The 17617-nt window shown below is 61.1% G+C and carries 12 protein-coding genes; 5 read left to right on the top strand and 7 right to left on the bottom strand.

What is annotated here, in order from left to right; genetic code table 11:
* Positions 1 to 13: 13 nt before the first annotated feature.
* The 4 genes from ACZ9BC_RS02135 to ACZ9BC_RS02120 all read right to left on the bottom strand — a co-directional run bounded on the left by ACZ9BC_RS02135 (position 14) and on the right by ACZ9BC_RS02120 (position 4578).
* Positions 14 to 1231, bottom strand: a complete 1218-nt coding sequence (locus ACZ9BC_RS02135; protein ID WP_476244521.1) for an MFS transporter — start codon at positions 1229 to 1231, stop codon at positions 14 to 16.
* 181 nt (positions 1232 to 1412) lie between these two features.
* On the bottom strand, positions 1413 to 2966 hold the full coding sequence (locus tag ACZ9BC_RS02130) for a family 43 glycosylhydrolase (RefSeq protein WP_476244520.1): 1554 nt from the start codon (positions 2964 to 2966) through the stop codon (positions 1413 to 1415).
* Positions 2963 to 3958, bottom strand: coding sequence for a Gfo/Idh/MocA family protein (locus ACZ9BC_RS02125; protein WP_476244519.1), 996 nt, complete (start codon positions 3956 to 3958; stop codon positions 2963 to 2965). Before ACZ9BC_RS02125 ends, ACZ9BC_RS02130 begins: the two co-directional genes overlap by 4 nt.
* On the bottom strand, positions 3958 to 4578 hold the full coding sequence (locus ACZ9BC_RS02120; RefSeq protein WP_476244518.1) for a carbohydrate ABC transporter permease: 621 nt from the start codon (positions 4576 to 4578) through the stop codon (positions 3958 to 3960). Before ACZ9BC_RS02120 ends, ACZ9BC_RS02125 begins: the two co-directional genes overlap by 1 nt.
* 49 nt (positions 4579 to 4627) lie before the next feature.
* Here ACZ9BC_RS02120 and ACZ9BC_RS02115 point away from each other — a divergent pair, with 49 nt between their 5' ends.
* Positions 4628 to 4792 (top strand): hypothetical protein, encoded by a 165-nt coding sequence (locus ACZ9BC_RS02115; RefSeq protein ID WP_476244517.1) that lies wholly within the window; start codon positions 4628 to 4630, stop codon positions 4790 to 4792.
* 9 nt (positions 4793 to 4801) lie between these two features.
* Here the strand turns inward: ACZ9BC_RS02115 and ACZ9BC_RS02110 are convergent, their stop codons facing one another.
* Positions 4802 to 5749, bottom strand: coding sequence for a carbohydrate ABC transporter permease (locus ACZ9BC_RS02110; protein ID WP_476244516.1), 948 nt, complete (start codon positions 5747 to 5749; stop codon positions 4802 to 4804).
* A 75-nt stretch (positions 5750 to 5824) separates the two neighbouring features.
* Positions 5825 to 7141, bottom strand: a complete 1317-nt coding sequence (locus tag ACZ9BC_RS02105) for an ABC transporter substrate-binding protein (protein WP_476244515.1) — start codon at positions 7139 to 7141, stop codon at positions 5825 to 5827.
* 390 nt (positions 7142 to 7531) lie between these two features.
* On the opposite strand from ACZ9BC_RS02105, the gene ACZ9BC_RS02100 reads away from it, so the two are divergent.
* Together ACZ9BC_RS02100 and ACZ9BC_RS02095 are read left to right on the top strand one after the other, a co-directional pair.
* Positions 7532 to 9736: a cytochrome P450/oxidoreductase gene (locus ACZ9BC_RS02100; protein WP_476244514.1), complete on the top strand. Its 2205-nt coding sequence runs from the start codon at positions 7532 to 7534 to the stop codon at positions 9734 to 9736.
* A 289-nt stretch (positions 9737 to 10025) separates the two neighbouring features.
* Entirely contained in the window at positions 10026 to 13394 is a 3369-nt protein-coding gene (locus ACZ9BC_RS02095; RefSeq protein WP_476244513.1) for a glycosyl hydrolase, read from the top strand.
* Between the two features lie 70 nt (positions 13395 to 13464).
* Here ACZ9BC_RS02095 and ACZ9BC_RS02090 read toward each other — a convergent pair whose 3' ends face one another.
* A complete protein-coding gene (locus tag ACZ9BC_RS02090) occupies positions 13465 to 15012 on the bottom strand; it encodes an MDR family MFS transporter (protein ID WP_476244512.1) in 1548 nt (515 codons plus the stop codon).
* 267 nt (positions 15013 to 15279) lie between these two features.
* Here ACZ9BC_RS02090 and ACZ9BC_RS02085 point away from each other — a divergent pair, with 267 nt between their 5' ends.
* Positions 15280 to 16482 (top strand): flavin reductase, encoded by a 1203-nt coding sequence (locus ACZ9BC_RS02085; RefSeq protein ID WP_476244511.1) that lies wholly within the window; start codon positions 15280 to 15282, stop codon positions 16480 to 16482.
* 95 nt (positions 16483 to 16577) lie between these two features.
* Complete coding sequence (locus ACZ9BC_RS02080; RefSeq protein ID WP_476244510.1) at positions 16578 to 17588, top strand: LysR family transcriptional regulator; 1011 nt, start codon at positions 16578 to 16580, stop codon at positions 17586 to 17588.
* The last annotated feature ends 29 nt before the right edge of the window (positions 17589 to 17617 follow it).

Below are 17617 nucleotides of genomic sequence, written 5' to 3'. Positions count from 1 at the left end.
GTGCCCACGGCTTCTAATGGGTGGCGGGCGCCATGTGAGGTCCCCGGACCAGGACAGCCAGGAGGGCCACCGCGCACGCGATTCCCAATCCGCCCAAGGCCAGGCTGAGGCTGCCGGTTGCCGCCGCAGCCGCGCCAAGGACGATGGGCGTCAGGAACTGGCCGATGAACAGTGTTCCGGTCCAGATGCCGGTGCCACGCCCGCGCTGTTGGAATTCAAGGCCGTTCACGGCCCAGGTCAGCAGGGTGGGCAGGAGCACACCGGTTCCGGCGCTGGCAACCACCGCCCCCGCGATCGCCAGCGGCACGGTCCCCGCGACGGAGACCAGGGAAAGTCCGACGGCGGCCAGCCCGAACGCGAGCGCCAGCAGGTTCCGCGTGCCGAGCTTCGCCAGGAAGCGGAAGGAGATGGCCCCTACCGCGGTGGCTAGGGACGCGATGGCCGCAGCCAGTCCAATGAGAGCTGCATCGCCCACGCCCAGTCCCGTGATGACGTAGGGCAGGTGGACGATGAGTGCATAAAAAACGATCCCGCCGAACAGCGTCACTGCGGCCGGGGCACTGATCTGCCGCCATGGCACCGGCGTCCTTTCCGCCGTCGTGCGCTGGCTCTTTGCCGGCTCCCACAGCTTGAAGACCATGGGGATCACGATGACCGCGCTGACTGCGTATAGCCAGAACGGTGTGCGCCAGCTGATGCTGCCCAGGGCGCCGCCGAGGGCGAAGAACGCGGTGGCCGCGAGCGCACTGACCATGGTCTGCAGGCCCAGGTATTTGTTCCGCTGCCCGCCCGCGTAGTAGTCCGTGATGAGCGTGGTGCAGCAGGTCATGATGGCCGCTTCCGCAATTCCGACGCCCACCCTGGACAGCGCGATGGACTCGAGCGTGTCCAGCCACAGCGGCGCGGTCCCGAACGCTGCGTAGGCCAGCATGGCGAAGACCAGCAACTGCTTGCGGCCCACCCTGTCCGCAACATAGCCGGCCAGTGGCGAGAAGAGTGCCACGAACAGTGCCGGCAGTGTCAGGGTGAGCGGTACCAGGATGGCCACGCCGGGTGTGCCCGCAAACACCTGGCTTAGCGTCGGCAGGATGGGCGCGAGCAGAACGGCGCCCAGCACCGGCATGCAGCTACCGGCAACAAGCAGGGCCGCCTGGAAGCTCCCGGCCCGGCGCGTCACCGCCGGGCCAGGCGTCCCGTTCCTGGCGGTACCCGCGAGCTGAATATTCTCCATTGAATCTTCCTTAGCCTCTTGATGGTCACGGAGGGGACGGCACCGCTGGGGCGCCGAAAAGTGACTTCCCTCACTGTGGCAACCCCCGGGCTATCGCGGAATCATGGATTTGGGATAGCTGGTATCCACGGGACGGATGGCGGGAGACGGAGGCAGGCCCGAGTTCTCCTACCATGGGACGTTAGTCATCGAGAGAGCGGTACTGAAAGTTACGGAAGCGCGCCTGCCCTTCGCCCGTCGCGAAAAGGGCCGGTCGAAGACTGAGGAGCTCGTCGGCTGTGTTCGTGTTGTATCCGGTCACGTCGAAACGCAGACCATGCCTCGTCCATGTGATTCCATCGGGACTGTAGTACTGGGTCACAATGTTTCCGTCGTTCACGATGCGGAGATGCAGGACATTGGTAGAAGGTGCGGGTTCCCGCCAATAGGGAATTGGCCGACCTGCCCGGTAGCTTGTCATGCGGTCGCCGTCGTGGCCCATGCCGCAGAACAAGCGGTCGCTGTAGTACAGAAGCAAACCGCCTTGTGCGCCGCCCAGTAGTTCCACTTCAACGCTGATCTCGTAACGCCTGTCGCCAACGATGCAGGTCAGCGGAGAGCTGTCCGAGGGGCTGGTTCCGCGAGCCTGGAGAACGAGCCCGTCGTCCAGCGAGGCACGGAGATACTCGTCCTTTGATGGTGCGTGGAAGGACCACTGGATCCCGAAGCGCTCCTCGGTGAAGTCGTCGGATAGAGGGATTCCGTGGGGCCGGTCCCCAGCCGGTTCAGTAGGTGCAGGCAAGGACCTTGAGAGATCGCCTCCGGCTGCTCGGGGCCACCCGTCGTCGTCCCATTCCATGGGTTCCAGGAGTGTCTGCCGGCCCAGGGTCGTGAAGCCGTTTTCGTATCCGTGATAAACGCACCACCACTGCCCTTTTGGCCCTTCGAACAGGGTGGCGTGGCCCTTGCTCCACCATGGCTCGTTGGCGTCCCATGTGCGGATGATCGGGTTCGTCGGGCAATCCTCCCACGGTCCATGAACTGACCGGGAGCGGGCGACGGTGACCATATGCCCTGTTGGAGGACCCGAAGTGCCGCCGACCGCCGTCGTGAGGTAAAACCAATTTGCGCGGCGGGTGAGCTTAGGTCCTTCGAGGGCATAGGCCTCCGTAACCCAGTCATCGGGGTAACGCCAACCGTCGTACGCATGCTCAACGGGACCGTCTGTGGCAAGACCGTCGGCGCTCAGGCGTACACGGCTGACACCACTGAGGAAAAGGTAGCGCCGTCCATCTTCTCCCACCACGTGCCCGGGGTCGATATGCCCTGATATCCCAAGATTGATTGGTTCACTCCACGGGCCCTCCATGCTTTCGGCATGGATGACGAAGATCTGCGGCGGGGCCGACGGATCGGGGGAAACAGCTGTTGCAATGATCGGGATGTAGATGAAGTACCGGCCGTCGACTTTGCACATATCGACTGCGAAGACGTTTCCGATCGGCTCGGGCAGGGCTGGGCCAACTGGTTTCCAATTGAGCAGGTCACGCGAGTGCCAGATGATGAGGCCGGGTGTGGATTCGAACGAGGAGAATGTCAAATAGTAGTCGTTGCCGTCGCGAAGAATTGCCGGGTCGGGGTGGTCTCCGGCGAAGACGGGGTTGATGTATGTCCCGTTACCGAGATCGGCTCTGCGCTGGCCCTCATATCCGCTTGCCGACCTTACGATACTCGCGGCATTTGCTTCGGTTCTCATACCCTAGCCTTTCCTTTTGCCGTGATTTGTCGGCGTATTTCGTCTAACGTCTCGAATACACGAGCAGTCTGGTCCAAGGTATGGAGTGGATGCTCGCGTTCCCCGTTCAGGATCGCGGCGGTTACCTCCCGGAGCATGGGCACATAGCCGTAGCCCTCCCTCGTCGTCTCATAGATCTCGCGTGTTTCGCCTTTTTCGGGGCTGAAGCGGTGGAGTGTGAACCGGGACGCGAACCAGAAGCCGGTGTCGATCGTGATCCAACCGGAAGTTCCTGATAGAGAAGCGGCCTGGTCAAGGAAATCGACCATCGAACTCGCACCCTGGGCGAAACGCCCATCGGGGTAGTTGAGCGTGTAGTTTTGGCTGAGGTCTATCGCGTCCGCTTGCACGATGCCCTCAGCAGTAACACTCGATGGATCGCCGAGGAACATGTGACTGATTGTCACTGGGTAGATGCCCTGGTCCAGGAGTGCGCTGCCGCCAGGCTTCCAGCGGCTTGATTCGTCTCGCGGGAAAGGTGCGCCGAAGGACGACCTCACGCTGCGGATCTCACCGATCGCCCCCTCGCGCACGATTTCACGAAGGCGAAGGTAGGTCGGGTTGAACTTCATCCACATTGCCTCCATTAGGAAAGCCCCGGATTCGGACGCAATGGCGGCGAGTTCCCGGACCTCCGCGGCATTCAAGCCGATCGGTTTCTCGCAGAGCACGTGACGACCACGATTGAGCGCCTCGCGTGCGAGCTTGAAGTGCGTGACATGCGGCGTGCCGATGTAAACGGCGTCAATGTCCGCATCGAGCATTTCGCCGTAGTTGTTGAAGCCGACGGGGATCGCAAACGAGCTAGCGAACTCCTTTGCTGAACGCGTGTGGCGGCTGGAGATGGCGACGACATCAGCATTGTCCACGAGGGAGAAATCTGCTGCAATTTGCCTGGAGATCCCACCAGTCCCTGCGATGCCCCACCGAAGTCTTCTCTTGGATGGGCCCATCAACTCTTGATACCGCCGGCGTATCCCTGCATAAGTTTCTTCTGAGCAAATACGTAGAAGGCAAGCACGGGCGCCATGGCGATGAGGACCACGGCGAAGCTCAAATTCCACTGCGAGACGAGGCTTCCGACGTAGTTGTAGACCACCACAGGAAGTGTCATGTACGGCGAGCCGTTCAGGAAGATCACTGCCGTGAAGAAGTCATTCCAGACGAGGAGCCCTGCCAGGATGGCCACCGTCCCTGTTGCTGGTGACATCAGCGGGAAGATGACGCGCGAGAAAATCTGGAAACGGCTCGCCCCATCAATGGTGGCCGCCTCTTCATAGTCCCTGGGCAGCCGCCTGAAGAAGCCGGAATAAATGAACACCGCCAGGGGCATGGTCATGGCCGTGTAGATGATGATCATGCCCCACGGGTTGCCAATTAGGCCAAGGCTTCGTGCACCGATGTACAGGGGAAGGACCCCGAGTTGGGTGGGCAGGACGATGGCGATCAGGAAAATTCTAAAGACGTTGTTGGATAGTTTCCGGGTGCTCCGCGCGAACACGTAGGCTGCAGCCGAGGACAGGGCTATGAGCACCAGCACGGTTCCGATGGTGATGAGAAGGCTGCTGGACATGCCTTGGTAAACATTGCCGGACTGACTGCCCGTTGGCGAGAGCAGTTGGATGAAATTATCAAAAGTGGGAGCCGACGGCGGGGCAAAGGCAGAGCTGGTGAGCACCTCCTCCGTGGTTTTGAGTGAGGTGCTGATCAGGATCCAAAATGGAAGCAGCAATATGATGGCGGCAATTACCACCAGGATTTCCCTGGCGAGCGACCACTTCGTGTAGCGATGCATTTCAGTCTCCGTTGTTGGCGCGGTCGCGCACGATGAATTGCTGGATAAGTGCGAGGATCAGGATGAATACCGTGAGGATAAGAGCTGCGGCCGCACCTAAACCGAAGGCACCATAAACGAAAGTCTGCGAGTAGACCTGGGACGCGAGCGTCTGTGTAGCGTCCGCTGGTCCGCCCCCAGTGAGCGTGAGGACCTGGTCAAAAACGGACAACCCCTGAATCAGGGTGAGGACAGTCGCTATGGCCACCGACGGCTGAATGGTCGGCAAGACAATGCTTCGGAATATCCGCCACATCCCCCCACCATCCAAGGCTGCTGCTTCTTCCAGTTCCACGGGCACTGTGGCGAGACCGGCCAAATAGATGACCATAACGAACCCGATGCTCTGCCAGACCATGACGGCCAGGATGCACCAGAGCGCCAATGAGGGGTTTGCCAGCCAGTCCTGCTTCAGGTTTCCCAGACCAACAGCTTCCAGGAACTGGTTGAGGGGTCCGTCGAAGGCAAAGATGAATTTCCAGACGAAGGAGACAGCCACGGAGCTGAGCACCACCGGCATAAAAATCAGCGCACGCAGTACGAAACGTGTCTTAAGCGTCCTGTTCAGTGCCAGGGCGAAGAGCAGGCCAAGGATGTTTGTGAAAACCACGAACCCGGCCGCAAGAAACAAGGTGTTTCGAACGGAGCCCACCAGCGTTGGATCTTGGAGTACCTGGATGAAGTTGTCGAAGCCGACGAAGTTGAAGTCCCCCAGTCCAGTCCAGTCAGTGAAAGCGAAGAACGCTCCGAATGCTGTTGCCATGTAGGTGACGACGAGCGTGAGGGCGACAGCCGGGAGTGCCCACCACCAACGGCCGAAGCCGATCCCGGAAGGGCGCCGTGAGGGTGCCGGAGGGGGTTCGTTGTTGTCAGTCCCTGGCGGGATGATCCGGCCATTGGTAATAGTCACTGTCGTGGTTCCTTATTTGTTGCTGAAGGGAAAGGGAGGTGCCGGCCAGTTGCTAAGCCGGCCGGCACTCATCGTTTATTTGCCCCAGGCGGCGTCCATGTCCTTCAGGACATCCTCGGCCGATTTTTGTCCTGTGATCATGGCGGTAACACCCTTGCCGAGGCTGTCGTAAACCTTGGCCGAGGGCCATTCGATCTGTCCCAGCGGACGTACTTTGTCCTCCTTGTACAGCCCCGAGATGGGTTCGTAGCTGGCGGGGAGCGCGTAATCGCCAAGGTTGACGGGAAGGGTGCCCTGGCCCTTCGCGACCATCTCGGCGCCTTCTTTTTCGCTGAAGTACTTCAAGAACTCCTTTACCAGCTTGGGGCTCTTGGTCTTTGCGTTACCGGCGAGGGCAAGCTCAGCCGTTGTGCCCAGGTACGTGTCTGAAATGCCCGGGCCAGGCATTGGAAGGACAACGGGATTCACAGCCCCCTTGGACCCATCGGCGATGCTCTTGGCTGCTCCGCCGGGAGCAAAAAAGCCTAGGGCTTTACCCTGCCCGACTGAACCGATGATTACGTCGAAGCCGGCACCGGCAGCACCGTCCTGGAAGCATCCTGAATCGAACATCTGTTTCACACCGTTGAGGGCTTGCTGCCAACCTTTCTCATCCGAGAATGTGGTCTTGCCGGCTGCGCGGTCTTCATTCCAATCGGGATTCGGCCCATAAACCGTTGAGGTTGCCAAGGTCATTGCCAAAATCCCCGGGTTTGCGGGAACGGTGCCCGCAAGGGCGGTCAGCGAGACACCCTTGTCGCGGGCAACCTTGCACTGCTCCAGGACGTCGTCAAACGTCGAGGTGTTGTCCAGCTGCACCCCCAGTTCCTGTGCCTTGGCCTGATTGAAGATTAGACCGGCGGGCATCGAAGACAGTGGAACGGCGTAAAGCTTGTCCTCATACTGGAAGAGCTTTTCAATGCTGTCCGGCAGTGTTTCCTTGAGCTCCGGCCCATTCAGTTCCAGGAGCAGTCCAGCTTTGGCGAAACCAGTCATTGCGCCTACCTGCCCCTGGCCGGAGAAAACGCTGATGACGTCGGTGGCGGTGCCACCTTGCAGTTGCGTTGTAACTGTCTGAGGAAGAGTTTCCGCCGGCAGCTTGACCAATTCGACCTTGACGCCTGGGTTTGCTTTCTCGAAGGCGGCCACTGTGTCCTGAATGAACGTATCCGTGGGGTTGGCGGTGGAGAACGAAAAGCGAATCGTTTGCGGCTCGGCACCCGTTGGCTCGGTGGAACCTGAACCGCCGGCACAACCGGTCAATACGACGGAAGCAGCAACAGCGGTGGCAGCGACGGACAGCCACCCACGGCGGTTAATCGAAAACTGTGACACGGGGTACCTTTCAGACATCTTTGTCGAGGGGCGACTTCTCGGAAACGCTAAGCCCTCGTGGCTCCGGCAGTGGCCCGTGGCCAGCTACCTCTTATGGATTCCAGTAGACCGAAGTTCGTTCGCGCCGTCCACGCGACTTTGCTTATGGCCTCCATTGATGGAAGTGATGGTGCTTACTTTCCCATTCCATACCAGGCATCGGTCCTTCTGATGGCGGGAACGGGTATTCACTCCAATCGGGCGGATATGCTTGTGCTATTCAGGCGGGGTGAGGGCACATGGCATACAGGCCATGATGAATAATCCCCCCCGATGCCTAACGGGTATCGGGCAAGCAGACGAAAACGCACACTGTTTCGTCCCGCCTGCACGCCTTCCGGCGGGACTCTCAATTCTGTTGGAGATCCAATGACTGTTACCCGGCCCACTCACAGTGGCTGTCCCTTCCTCAATCCGCAAAAGCTCTTCGAAGACCTTGCAGAAGCGCGGACAGCCCAGGGACTCCCCCATTCGGACACCTTCGAAAGCCGGGTAGTCACGCGGTACGACGATATCGTCCAAGCACTCCACGACCCGGCAACCTTTTCCTCCCAGCCCACTGTAGGGACTGTCCCCTCCCCCTGGCGCGAACAATTCGAGGGCCGGGTGCCCAGCAGGGGAACGCTGCTGGGTTTGGACAACCCGGACCATGACCGCCTGCGGTCAAGCGTCAACAGCTTTTTTATGCCCCGGAAGCTGGCCCGGTACGAGGGCTGGATCCGTGAACAGGCCCACCTCATGGTCGATGGTTTCGTTGAGGACGGCCGGACGGAGTTGAAGCTGTCCTTCGCCCTGCCGTTGCCGCTGAAGGTTATCGCACACGTCGTAGGCCTTGACTCCGAACGGTCCGAATGGATAGGCGCAGCCCTTGGCTTCTTTATGGGCCCCCGGGACATCTACCACCCGGGAACCCCTGACGAGAAAGCGAAGCTTCTGCTCGACCTGCACGACTACATCCTGGAGGTCATGGACGAGCGCAAGCACAACCGCCGGGACGACCTGATCAGCCACATATGGAATGAGCGGGAGTCGGGAGCCGTTGAGATGACGGACTTCGAAATGTTGTCCATGTTTCCGGGGCTAATGCTGGCAGGACACGAAACATCTTCGAATCTGATCTGCATGGGCCTGTCACATCTCCTGGCTGACCCAAGCCGTTACTCGGCCGCGCAGAAGGATGACACCTCGCGGGCTGAAGCCCTTGAGGAACTGTTCCGCTACGAGTCAGCCATCACTGGTATGAAGAGGTTGGTGACCAAGGACGTCACCCTCGGTGGGACGCAGCTGAAGGCCGGTGAAACAGTCTTTCTTGCATACGCCGCCGGATCCCGTGACACAACAAAATTCAGTGAACCGGACAACATCAACTTTGACCGCGATTGGGCTGTGCCGCACCTGGGATTTGGCCAGGGCATTCACGCGTGCCTGGGAGCGCCGCTCGCACGTCTCCTCCTCCGCATCGAACTGGAAGTCCTGCACGAGCGGCTTCCGGATCTTCGTCTCGGTGTCCCATACGACGAGCTGGAGTACACGGTCGTCTCGGAGGGCCGGGGCATGGTTGCCCTGCCGCTCGAATGGACGCCGGTGCCTGTCGCCGAAAGGACCAGCGCTGCCATCATTGATGAACTTCCTTCGGCCGCCCTTCCCGTAACTGTCAGCGCCCGCCGCCTTGTCACCGAGAACGTTGTGGAGCTGACGCTGGAGACCAGCGGTCCTGACACTGTGAGCTGGGAACCAGGGGCGCACCTTGACCTTGAACTCCCCGACGGCTCCTTGAGGCAGTACTCGCTGTGCGGTCAAACGGGAACCTCTGAACTGCGGATAGCTGTCTTAAAGGAAGACAGCGGCCGAGGAGGGTCCAAGCTCATTCACGACCAAGTCAAGGTCGGAGACAGGTTGAGCATCAGGGGACCTCGCAATCATTTCAGGCTGAAGCCAGCCCAGTTCCTGCTGTTCGTCGCCGGTGGCATTGGAATCACTCCCCTGCTTCCCATGATTGAAGGAGCTGAGCGCCGCGGCACACCCTGGCGCCTGCTCTTCCTTGGCCGCGACCGGAAACTCATGCCCTATGTCGAGGACCTGGTGCAGCGCCACCCGGCGAACGTCTATGTCTGGCCAAGCAGCGAACGCGGCCGCTACAACCTTGATGACATCTGGTCCAGGATTCCCGCCGAAGATGCCTTCATATATGCCTGTGGCCCGAACGAACTTCTGGAAGGTCTGGAAGAATCCGCCGGCAGGCACGATGCAGATTTCCGGCTGGTAGTAGAGCGCTTCGCAGCACAGAAGGTGGAGCACCTGCCCAATCGTCCCATCGAGGTGCAGATGTCCCGAACCGGGAAGACCGTCACGGTAGGGGTGGACGAGAACGTTCTGGACGTCCTGAACCGGGAGGGCGCCAGCATCCTGTCGACCTGCCGCGAAGGTACCTGCGGGACCTGTGAAGTGCGGGTGCTGGAGGGAGTACCCGAGCACCGCGACTCGGTCCTCAGCCTTGAAGAGCGACTCGCGAATCGAACGATGATGACCTGCGTGTCACGGTGCCGGAGCCGGCGCTTGGTGCTGGACGCGTAAGCAACCACAAGCCTCCACACTCCGTGGCCAGAAGGCCGCCCCGGTCCCACTCCTGACCAATGCCCTTTGCGCCCTCCAAACTGCAGGCGCAAAGGGCATCCGGAGATGATCGGCTTTTGTCCCGACGTTGTCGCTGCAGGGAGTTCTTCGATGAACCCTGCGGAGACCGCGGAAATAGTTTTCCCCTATGCTCACCATTTTTACTCCGCATGGTCGTTTTGCGCCCAAAGTGCCAGTCAGAGTCCTAGGGTGAGACCAAATACAGCTGCCCCTGCCTAAAGGACCTCTAATGCCAGACCTGCCCCATGCCCGCGACGGAGAATCGAGCAAGGACCCCCTGCTGTTCCAGGAGTTCGTTGATCCACCGGCAAGTGCACGTCCCAGGGCTTGGTGGCACTGGATGGACGGAAACGTTGATGAGGCTGGAATCGTCAAGGACCTGGAGTGGTTTGCCGCATCCGGAGTCGCCGGTGTGCAGGCGTTCAACGGCTCGATGGGAACACCTGAATATGTAGCCGAAAAGGTCACCTTCCGTTCCCCCGCCTGGCAGTCAGCAATGAGGTGTGCCACGGACACTGCCGACCGGCTGGGCTTGGAGCTGTCAATCGCCACCTCGGCCGGGTGGAGTGCCACCGGAGGCCCATGGGTCCGCCCCGCAGCAGGAATGAAAAAGCTCGTCTGGAGCACGACAAAGGTCAGCGCCGCCGATCGGGCACCCTTGGCGCTACCCGTCCCGCCGTCCGTATCCGGGCCATTCCAGGACGTCCCGTTCAAGGCCGTCCGTGGGTCGGAAATGAAGATACCCGACCACTATGAGGAGGTGGCCGTTGTGGCGCTTCCTCACCGTGAGTGCCATCATCCGGTCCTCCCTGCAAGGCTTACCGCCAGCGGCCCATCGTCGGGCGAACGCACTTTGGATACGCTGGCCGACGGTCGATTCTGGCCCGCCGCCGAGCTGCCTGCCGCCGATACTGCCGATCGTGACGGGCGCGGCACAGCTTGGGTTCTGTTGGACTATGACGAGCCCGTTGCGATTGCTTCCATCCGAGCCGGCCTGCCCGCCCGGCACGGCTTCGGCTCGTCGCCCGCTCCCTTGGCCTGGCTTGAAGCCAGCGACGACGGTACTACCTTCAGGACGATCGTCGAGCTTCCCCCGTCCCCTTCCCCCGTCCGCTCGGCGGCTTTTCCCGCCGTGACGGCTCGCTATTTCCGGCTTCGTCTTCAGGACCGTGTCGGCTTCGGCTTTCCTTTCGGGCCCGGTGTCAAACCTCTGAGGTTTCCGGCCCCGGAGGGACAAAACGCTCTCTTCAAACTGTCCGGACTACAACTCTTTCCGGGTCCCCAGGTCAACCGGGCAGAAGAGAAGGCCGGCTTTGCACCCGTCCCCGACTTCTATGCCATCGAGGGTGGCCCCTCGGAGGAGCTGGCCGCAGTCCAGCCTGAGGACATCGTTGATCTGAGTGACCGGCTTCAGCCGGACGGGACTCTGGACTGGGAGCCGCAGCAAGGTGACTGGACAGTCATTCGCTTCGGGTACTCCCTCACCGGCCACCTGAACGGGCCGGCTCCCGCGGACGCCACAGGCCTGGAAGTAGACAAGCTCGACGCCGGACTGGTCACCGAATATATCGAGCAGTACCTTGGCTTTTTTGACGATGCCCTGGGCCAGGAACTCGTCGGCTCCAAAGGGGTGACGGCCCTGCTCAGTGACAGCATTGAGTCCGGGCCGCAGAACTGGACAACTGCGATGCGGGAGGAGTTCGCCAGCCGGCGCGGCTACGATCTTCTCCCATGGCTGCCCGTGGTCAGTGGCGTTTTAGTGGGCGGCGCCCAACGCAGCGACGCATTCCTGTGGGATTTCCGGCGCACCATCGCAGAGCTTCTGGCGGAGAAGCATTACGGGACCATCGCCCGAATAGCACACGCACGGGGAATGGGCTATTACGCCGAGGCGCTGGAGGACCACCGCCCACAGCTGGGCGACGACCTCGAGATGCGCTCCCACGCCGACGTCCCCATGGGAGCGATGTGGTGCTACGAACCGGAAAACGGCCCCCAACCAACGTATGTTGCGGACTTGCGCGGCGCCGCCTCCGTAGCCAACATCTACGGAAAAGCAGCAGTGGGAGCTGAATCCATGAGCGCGTTCGGCAAGCCATATATGTTCACCCCCAGGAACCTCAAACCCATCGTGGACATGGAATTCGCCCTGGGCGTCAACCTCCTGAACCTCCATACCTCCCCCCATCAGCCGGACGCCGCCCCCAAACCAGGTGTGACCCTCTCGCCCTACCTCGGCCAGGCCTTCACCCGGAACGAGACCTGGGCCCACGCTGCCCGGCCGTGGATCGACTACATCGCACGCTGCAGCCACCTGCTCCAGCAGGGAACGCACGCCGCCGACATCGCTTACTTCTACGGCGAAGAAGCCCCGGTGACCGGTGTGTTCGGTGATTCAGCCCCCGAGGTCCCTGAAGGATACGGGTTCGATTTCATCAATCTCGATGGTCTGTTGAACCACATCACGGTTACGCCCGCCGGTCATCTGCTCAGTACCGGGGGGGTTACGTACCGACTCCTTTACTTGGGCGGATCCAGCCGCCGCATGACGCTGGCCGCAGTCCAGCGCATCACCGAACTGCTCGACGCCGGAGCAACAGTGGCCGGATGGCGGCCGCAGAGCTCACCGAGCGAAGGGGACGACAGGGACGATTGGACCGCCGGCGTCGATGCCCTCTGGAACCAGCAACGGCAACGCCTTCTGGACCTGGAAGGGGTGCCCACACTTGACGGGCTCACGGTTGCGTTGGCGAGGATGGAGGTCCGTCCCGACTGGGTCCTGAGCACCGCCGATGGCTCAAATCTGGCCGTGATCCATCGTCGCCTTGACGAAGGCGACCTGTACTTCTTCAGTAACCAGCTCGACCGGCCGGAGAAGGTCCATGCAACATTCCGGGTGACGGCCACGGCGGCAGAGCTCTGGGATCCGGTAAGTGCCAGCCGCGAGACTGCTTCGATCATCTCTGGGGAAACCTGGGAAACAAGCCTCGATATAGACCTTGATGCGTTTGGCTCCCTATTTATCCTGCTCGGACACGAACACTCCCGCCTGGCTCCACCCCCTGAACAGCTGGAAGTTCCTGGACGGCCGGAGTCTCCCGTGCAGGGGCAGGAGCTGGACGGACCCTGGCATGTAAAGTTCGACGGTGATTCCCAGTCCCCTTCGCCGCTCACCTTGACTTCGATCGAACCTTGGAGCGGCCCCATCGCTTCGGACCATCCAACGGATGTAAAGCACTTTTCCGGAACAGCCGTCTACAGCCACACGTTCCAGCTCAACCAGCCCGGGAACGGATCCATGGACCGGTTGGTGCTGGAAATTGGCGACGTTCACGACCTTGCAGAAGTCCGCCTCAACGGGCGGGACCTGGGCGTGCTCTGGACGCCACCCTTCAGGGTGGAAGTCACCGGTGCTGCTAGAAACGGCGAGAACCTGCTGGAGATAGCTGTCACTAACTCCTGGGCCAACCGGCTCATGGGAGACGCCGCGGCTGCTGGTGTGACGGCACGCCCGGGCGCCCACGTTTTCGAACCCAAGGCCGACACGCTGCCGGCTGGCCTTCAGGGACCGGTGCGGCTGATGGCCTACAGGAAGTAGCTGTTCCGGATGGAACACTGTGGGGAGCCGGCCACAGGCCTGGCTCCCCAAGGAGTTCTCGAGGTGTCGGCTACTCGGTGGGTGTCGTCTTTTCCGAAAGACGCTGTTCGGGCATGAAGATGGACAGCAGTACTCCCACGGCGAAGATACCGGCGAGCACCGCGAAGATGGGAAGGAAGGCACCCGAGTAGATGTCTGCCACGCCCGCCTGCAAAGCGTCAGGAAGCTCCTGGACTAAGTGGGGGTCGGTAAGGGTGGTAGCGGGGAGACCGAGGCTGTTGCTCGCTGTGGCCTGTGCGAGCGAGGCTGCGAAAAGTCCGCCTAAAGCGGCAGTTCCTACCGTGACACCCAGTTCCCGTAAATACCCCAGTGAAGCGGTGACTCCTCCAACCACCGAATGCGGCATGGCATTCTGGGCAGCGACCACCGTGAGCTGCATAAAACTGCCCACTGCCAACCCCAACAGGGCGATCAACACTCCGACTACGGGCAGCGGCGTTCCGGGCGGAAGGAACCGAAGGCAGAGCGCGACTACGGTGGCCAGAGCAGAACCGGCGAGCGGAAAAACCTTGTATCTACCGGTACGGGTGACGATCCAGCCGCTTAGGTTGCTGGAGAGCATCATTCCCAGCACCAGGGGCAGCAGGATCATTCCCGCCACGGAGGCTGAGGTCGAGTAGGCCATTTGTATATAGCTTGGCAAGTAGGCCACCACGCTGAACAGCCCGGCGCCGATCACCAGCCCCAGCCCCGCAGCGTTGACCACCGGCCAGCTTTTGAACATGCGCATCGGTATCAGCGCATGTTCCGAGCGTATCTCCACCACCACAAAAATGACTCCGAATACGGCGGCGGCCAGATACAGGCCGAGCACCACACCGGCAGGAGCATCAGATTCTGTAGAGAGTGCAACCGCGCCGACCAAAGTGCACGTGAAAGGGAGCATTGTCATAATGCCGGCCCAGTCCATTCCGCCCCTGCCGCGGGCGACGTGGAGTTTGCGCAGTGAAAATGCCATTGCAAGCGCGAGGAGGCCCAATGGCAAATTGATCCAGAAAACCCAGCGCCAACCGACGGTATCCGTGATGGCGCCGCCCAGTAAGGGGCTGACAACTGTTGCAATGCCAAACACTGAACCTAGGGGGCCAAGATATTTCGGCCGCTGTCGCGGTGGAACCATGTCGGCAATGATCGCGGCCGGCAAGACAGCCGTGCCGGCGCCCCCCAGCCCTTGAATTGCGCGGTACACGGAGAGCTGGAACATGTCCTGCGCAAAGCCGCAAAGCACGGAAGCCACAAGGAATATTGCCAGTGCGACCATCATCAGCGCCGGCCTGCCGAACCTGTCCCCGAGACGCCCATAAACGGGCATGGCAACAGTCATTGCCAATGCGTAAGCCGTGATAACCCAAGCCATGTGATTGGCCCCGTCCAACTCCCCCACCACTGTTGGTAAGGCTGTCGCCACAATGGTGTGGTCCAGCGCTCCCAGTAAGACGATGATCAGGAGTGCGGCGTAAACGCGGCCGATCCGAATCCCGGCCGCAGGATTCCCCGGCGTTTGTTGCTCCGAGCGTGGCACGACTGGTTCAGCATCTGATGGGGTGGTTTTCGACAAGTCTGCACGGCGCACCGCAACCTCGTTCCGGGAATGCCAGCGGGACTGGCACGACGCCGGCCAGGTGCGCGTCCGGGGGAATCTCCACCCCGACCGACGGGCCCTCCGAGGCCCCAGCGTCCTCTCGAACTTATCATCGGCCCCGGCCTTGGATCGATGGGATTATGCATTCGAATTCTCGATAGCCCGCATACCTTGGAACTATTTCCGTAGCCTCCTGTCCGGCGCGTTTACTTGATGAAAACTCGACGAAGAGGAGAGCTTCCGATGGCACAGACCATTCCTACTTCCACCGCTGAATCCCAGGAGACAAGCCCGGACAATCCAGCGTGGTTCCGTTACGTCCTTGGCCAGTACCCCACCGGGGTCACGCTCATCACGGCAGCCCGGGATGATGAACCTGTCGGCATGGTAGTGGGTACTTTCAGCTCGGTATCACTGGACCCGCCCCTTGTGGCCTTCATGCCCGATGTCCGCTCCACCAGCTGGCCCAAGATCCAGGAAGCCGGCTCTTTTTGCGCCAACGTCCTGACCGCGGCCCAGCAGGACATTTGCCGCGCCTTTTCCCGCAAGGCCGATGACCGCTTCAGTGCTAATGCCTGGGCGGATACACCTTCGGGCAGCCCGCGGCTCGCGGGCTCGGCTGCCTGGATCGACTGCGACATCGAAAACGTGATCCGCGCCGGGGACCATGACATCGTCATTGGACGGGTGAAAGCCCTCGGGGTGGGCGAGTCAAAAGATCTGCCACTACTATTCCTGCGTGGCGGCTACGGCTCCTTCAGCATTCCGTCGATCATCTCCCCCGCAACAGCCCTGACACGCCATGTGAAAGCTGCAGACGTTGCCAGGCCTGAAATCGAGGCTCTTGCAGAGGCGCTCAAACTTGAGGTCCTCGTCAGCGGCGTAGTCGATGACTCAGTTATCGTTTTGACCGCAGCGGGCATGGCCAGTTCCCCCGTAGGCTCGCCCTCACGGGTAGGGGTCTCCTTTCCCCTGGCGGCACCCCTGGCCCCCCTTCATGTGGCCTGGGCCGGAGAGGCCGCCGAGTCGCGCTGGATTACCAACGCCCAAAACGTCGTGGAGTACGTTGATCCCGAAGTTGCCCATGCTGAACTGCGGCACGTCCGTGAAACCGGATATGCAGTCTCCGCTGGTAAGGCGACCGCGGCCGAGTTTGAACGACTGGTTGCGGTGCCAAGTGACACCGCAGCTCCCGACCTGAGCGGCGTCCTGCCTGGGCTGCTGGAACGGACGGCATCCATGGGTCCAGCATCCATCGATGACCCGGCGGGAGTGACATCACTCCACGCCCCGGTTTTTGACTCCGCAGGACAGGTGGCCGTCACACTGACCCTCAACGGTTTTTCCGGATCTGAATCACCTTCCCGGCTCGCCGAATGTCGGGACCACCTCCTGGCGGCTGCATCCGCGATCAGCGACGGGATCGGAGGCCGGCCTCCACACTAGGAAGCAAGCGAAGCAAGGACAAGCCGTTGGCCTATTGACCGCAGCTTTGAGCCGGCCCATAATTAGTATCAACATTCTAATTCGGGTTCTGCCGTATGAGACCGAAACCCCTCAACGTGGAGAAGAACATGGTCAATCTGCTGACAGCCGACCTCAACCTGCTCGTCTCGCTCGACGCGCTGCTCGAGGAGCGGAACGTTACCCGGGCTGGTGCACGGATCGGAATCAGCCAGCCAGCGATGAGTTCTTCACTACAGCGCTTGCGAAGGCAGTTCGACGACGAGTTGTTGACCCGCGTGGGCTCAGCCTACGAGCTCACTCCGTTGGCGCAGGTCCTCAAGGAGGATGTCTCTGAGATCCTTCGCCTTGTGGAACGCACCTTCGATGCCCAGGCCGTCTTCGATCCAGCGTCTTCCACCAGGAGTTTCCGCGTGATCACTTCGGATTATTGCCTCACGGTGCTATCCGGAAAACTCATGGCGATGTTGCAGGAGGAGGCTCCCGGTGTTCAGGTGCACTTTGACGCTGTCACGCCCTTGGCCGTGGATCGCATCAAGGAGACGTTGCAGAACGCCGACCTGATGCTCATACCCAAGGGGCACTTCTCCGGGTTTCCACACAACGAGCTGTTCACGGACAACTGGGTTTGCGTGACCGGCGCCGATTCACCCGAGCGCAGCCTCACGGTGGAGGAAATGCGGGACGCCCGGTGGGCGAGGCTGTTCGGAGCAGAGGTAGACTCCACGCTCGCTGACCGGCGCGTCTATGACCTGCAGCTGGGCGAGAAAACCGACATCATCGTCGACACCTTCCTGATGCTTCCGTTCGCTGTCGCGGGTACTGACCGGCTTGCTTTGGTCCAGGAGCGCCTGGCCCGTCTGTTGGCTGTCGTAGCAGGCGCCCGCGTCATGCAACTGCCCATCAACCTTCCCACCCTTGTCGAGTGTGCCTGGTGGCACCCGTCAAAGTCCGGGGATCCGGGACACCAGTGGTTCCGACGCCTCGTTGACAGGGCCGCCGCGCAACTGGAACCGGTTTTGCCCGCCGAATTCCCGTCCACAAACCCTACGGGCGACGATGCCGCTGCCCAGCTACATGTGGCTTAACGCCCATCATTCCGCCAACCTCTAAACCC

The organism is Pseudarthrobacter sp. TE3704, assembly GCF_056279405.1.
This window is presented reverse-complemented; position numbering and strand designations above follow the sequence as displayed.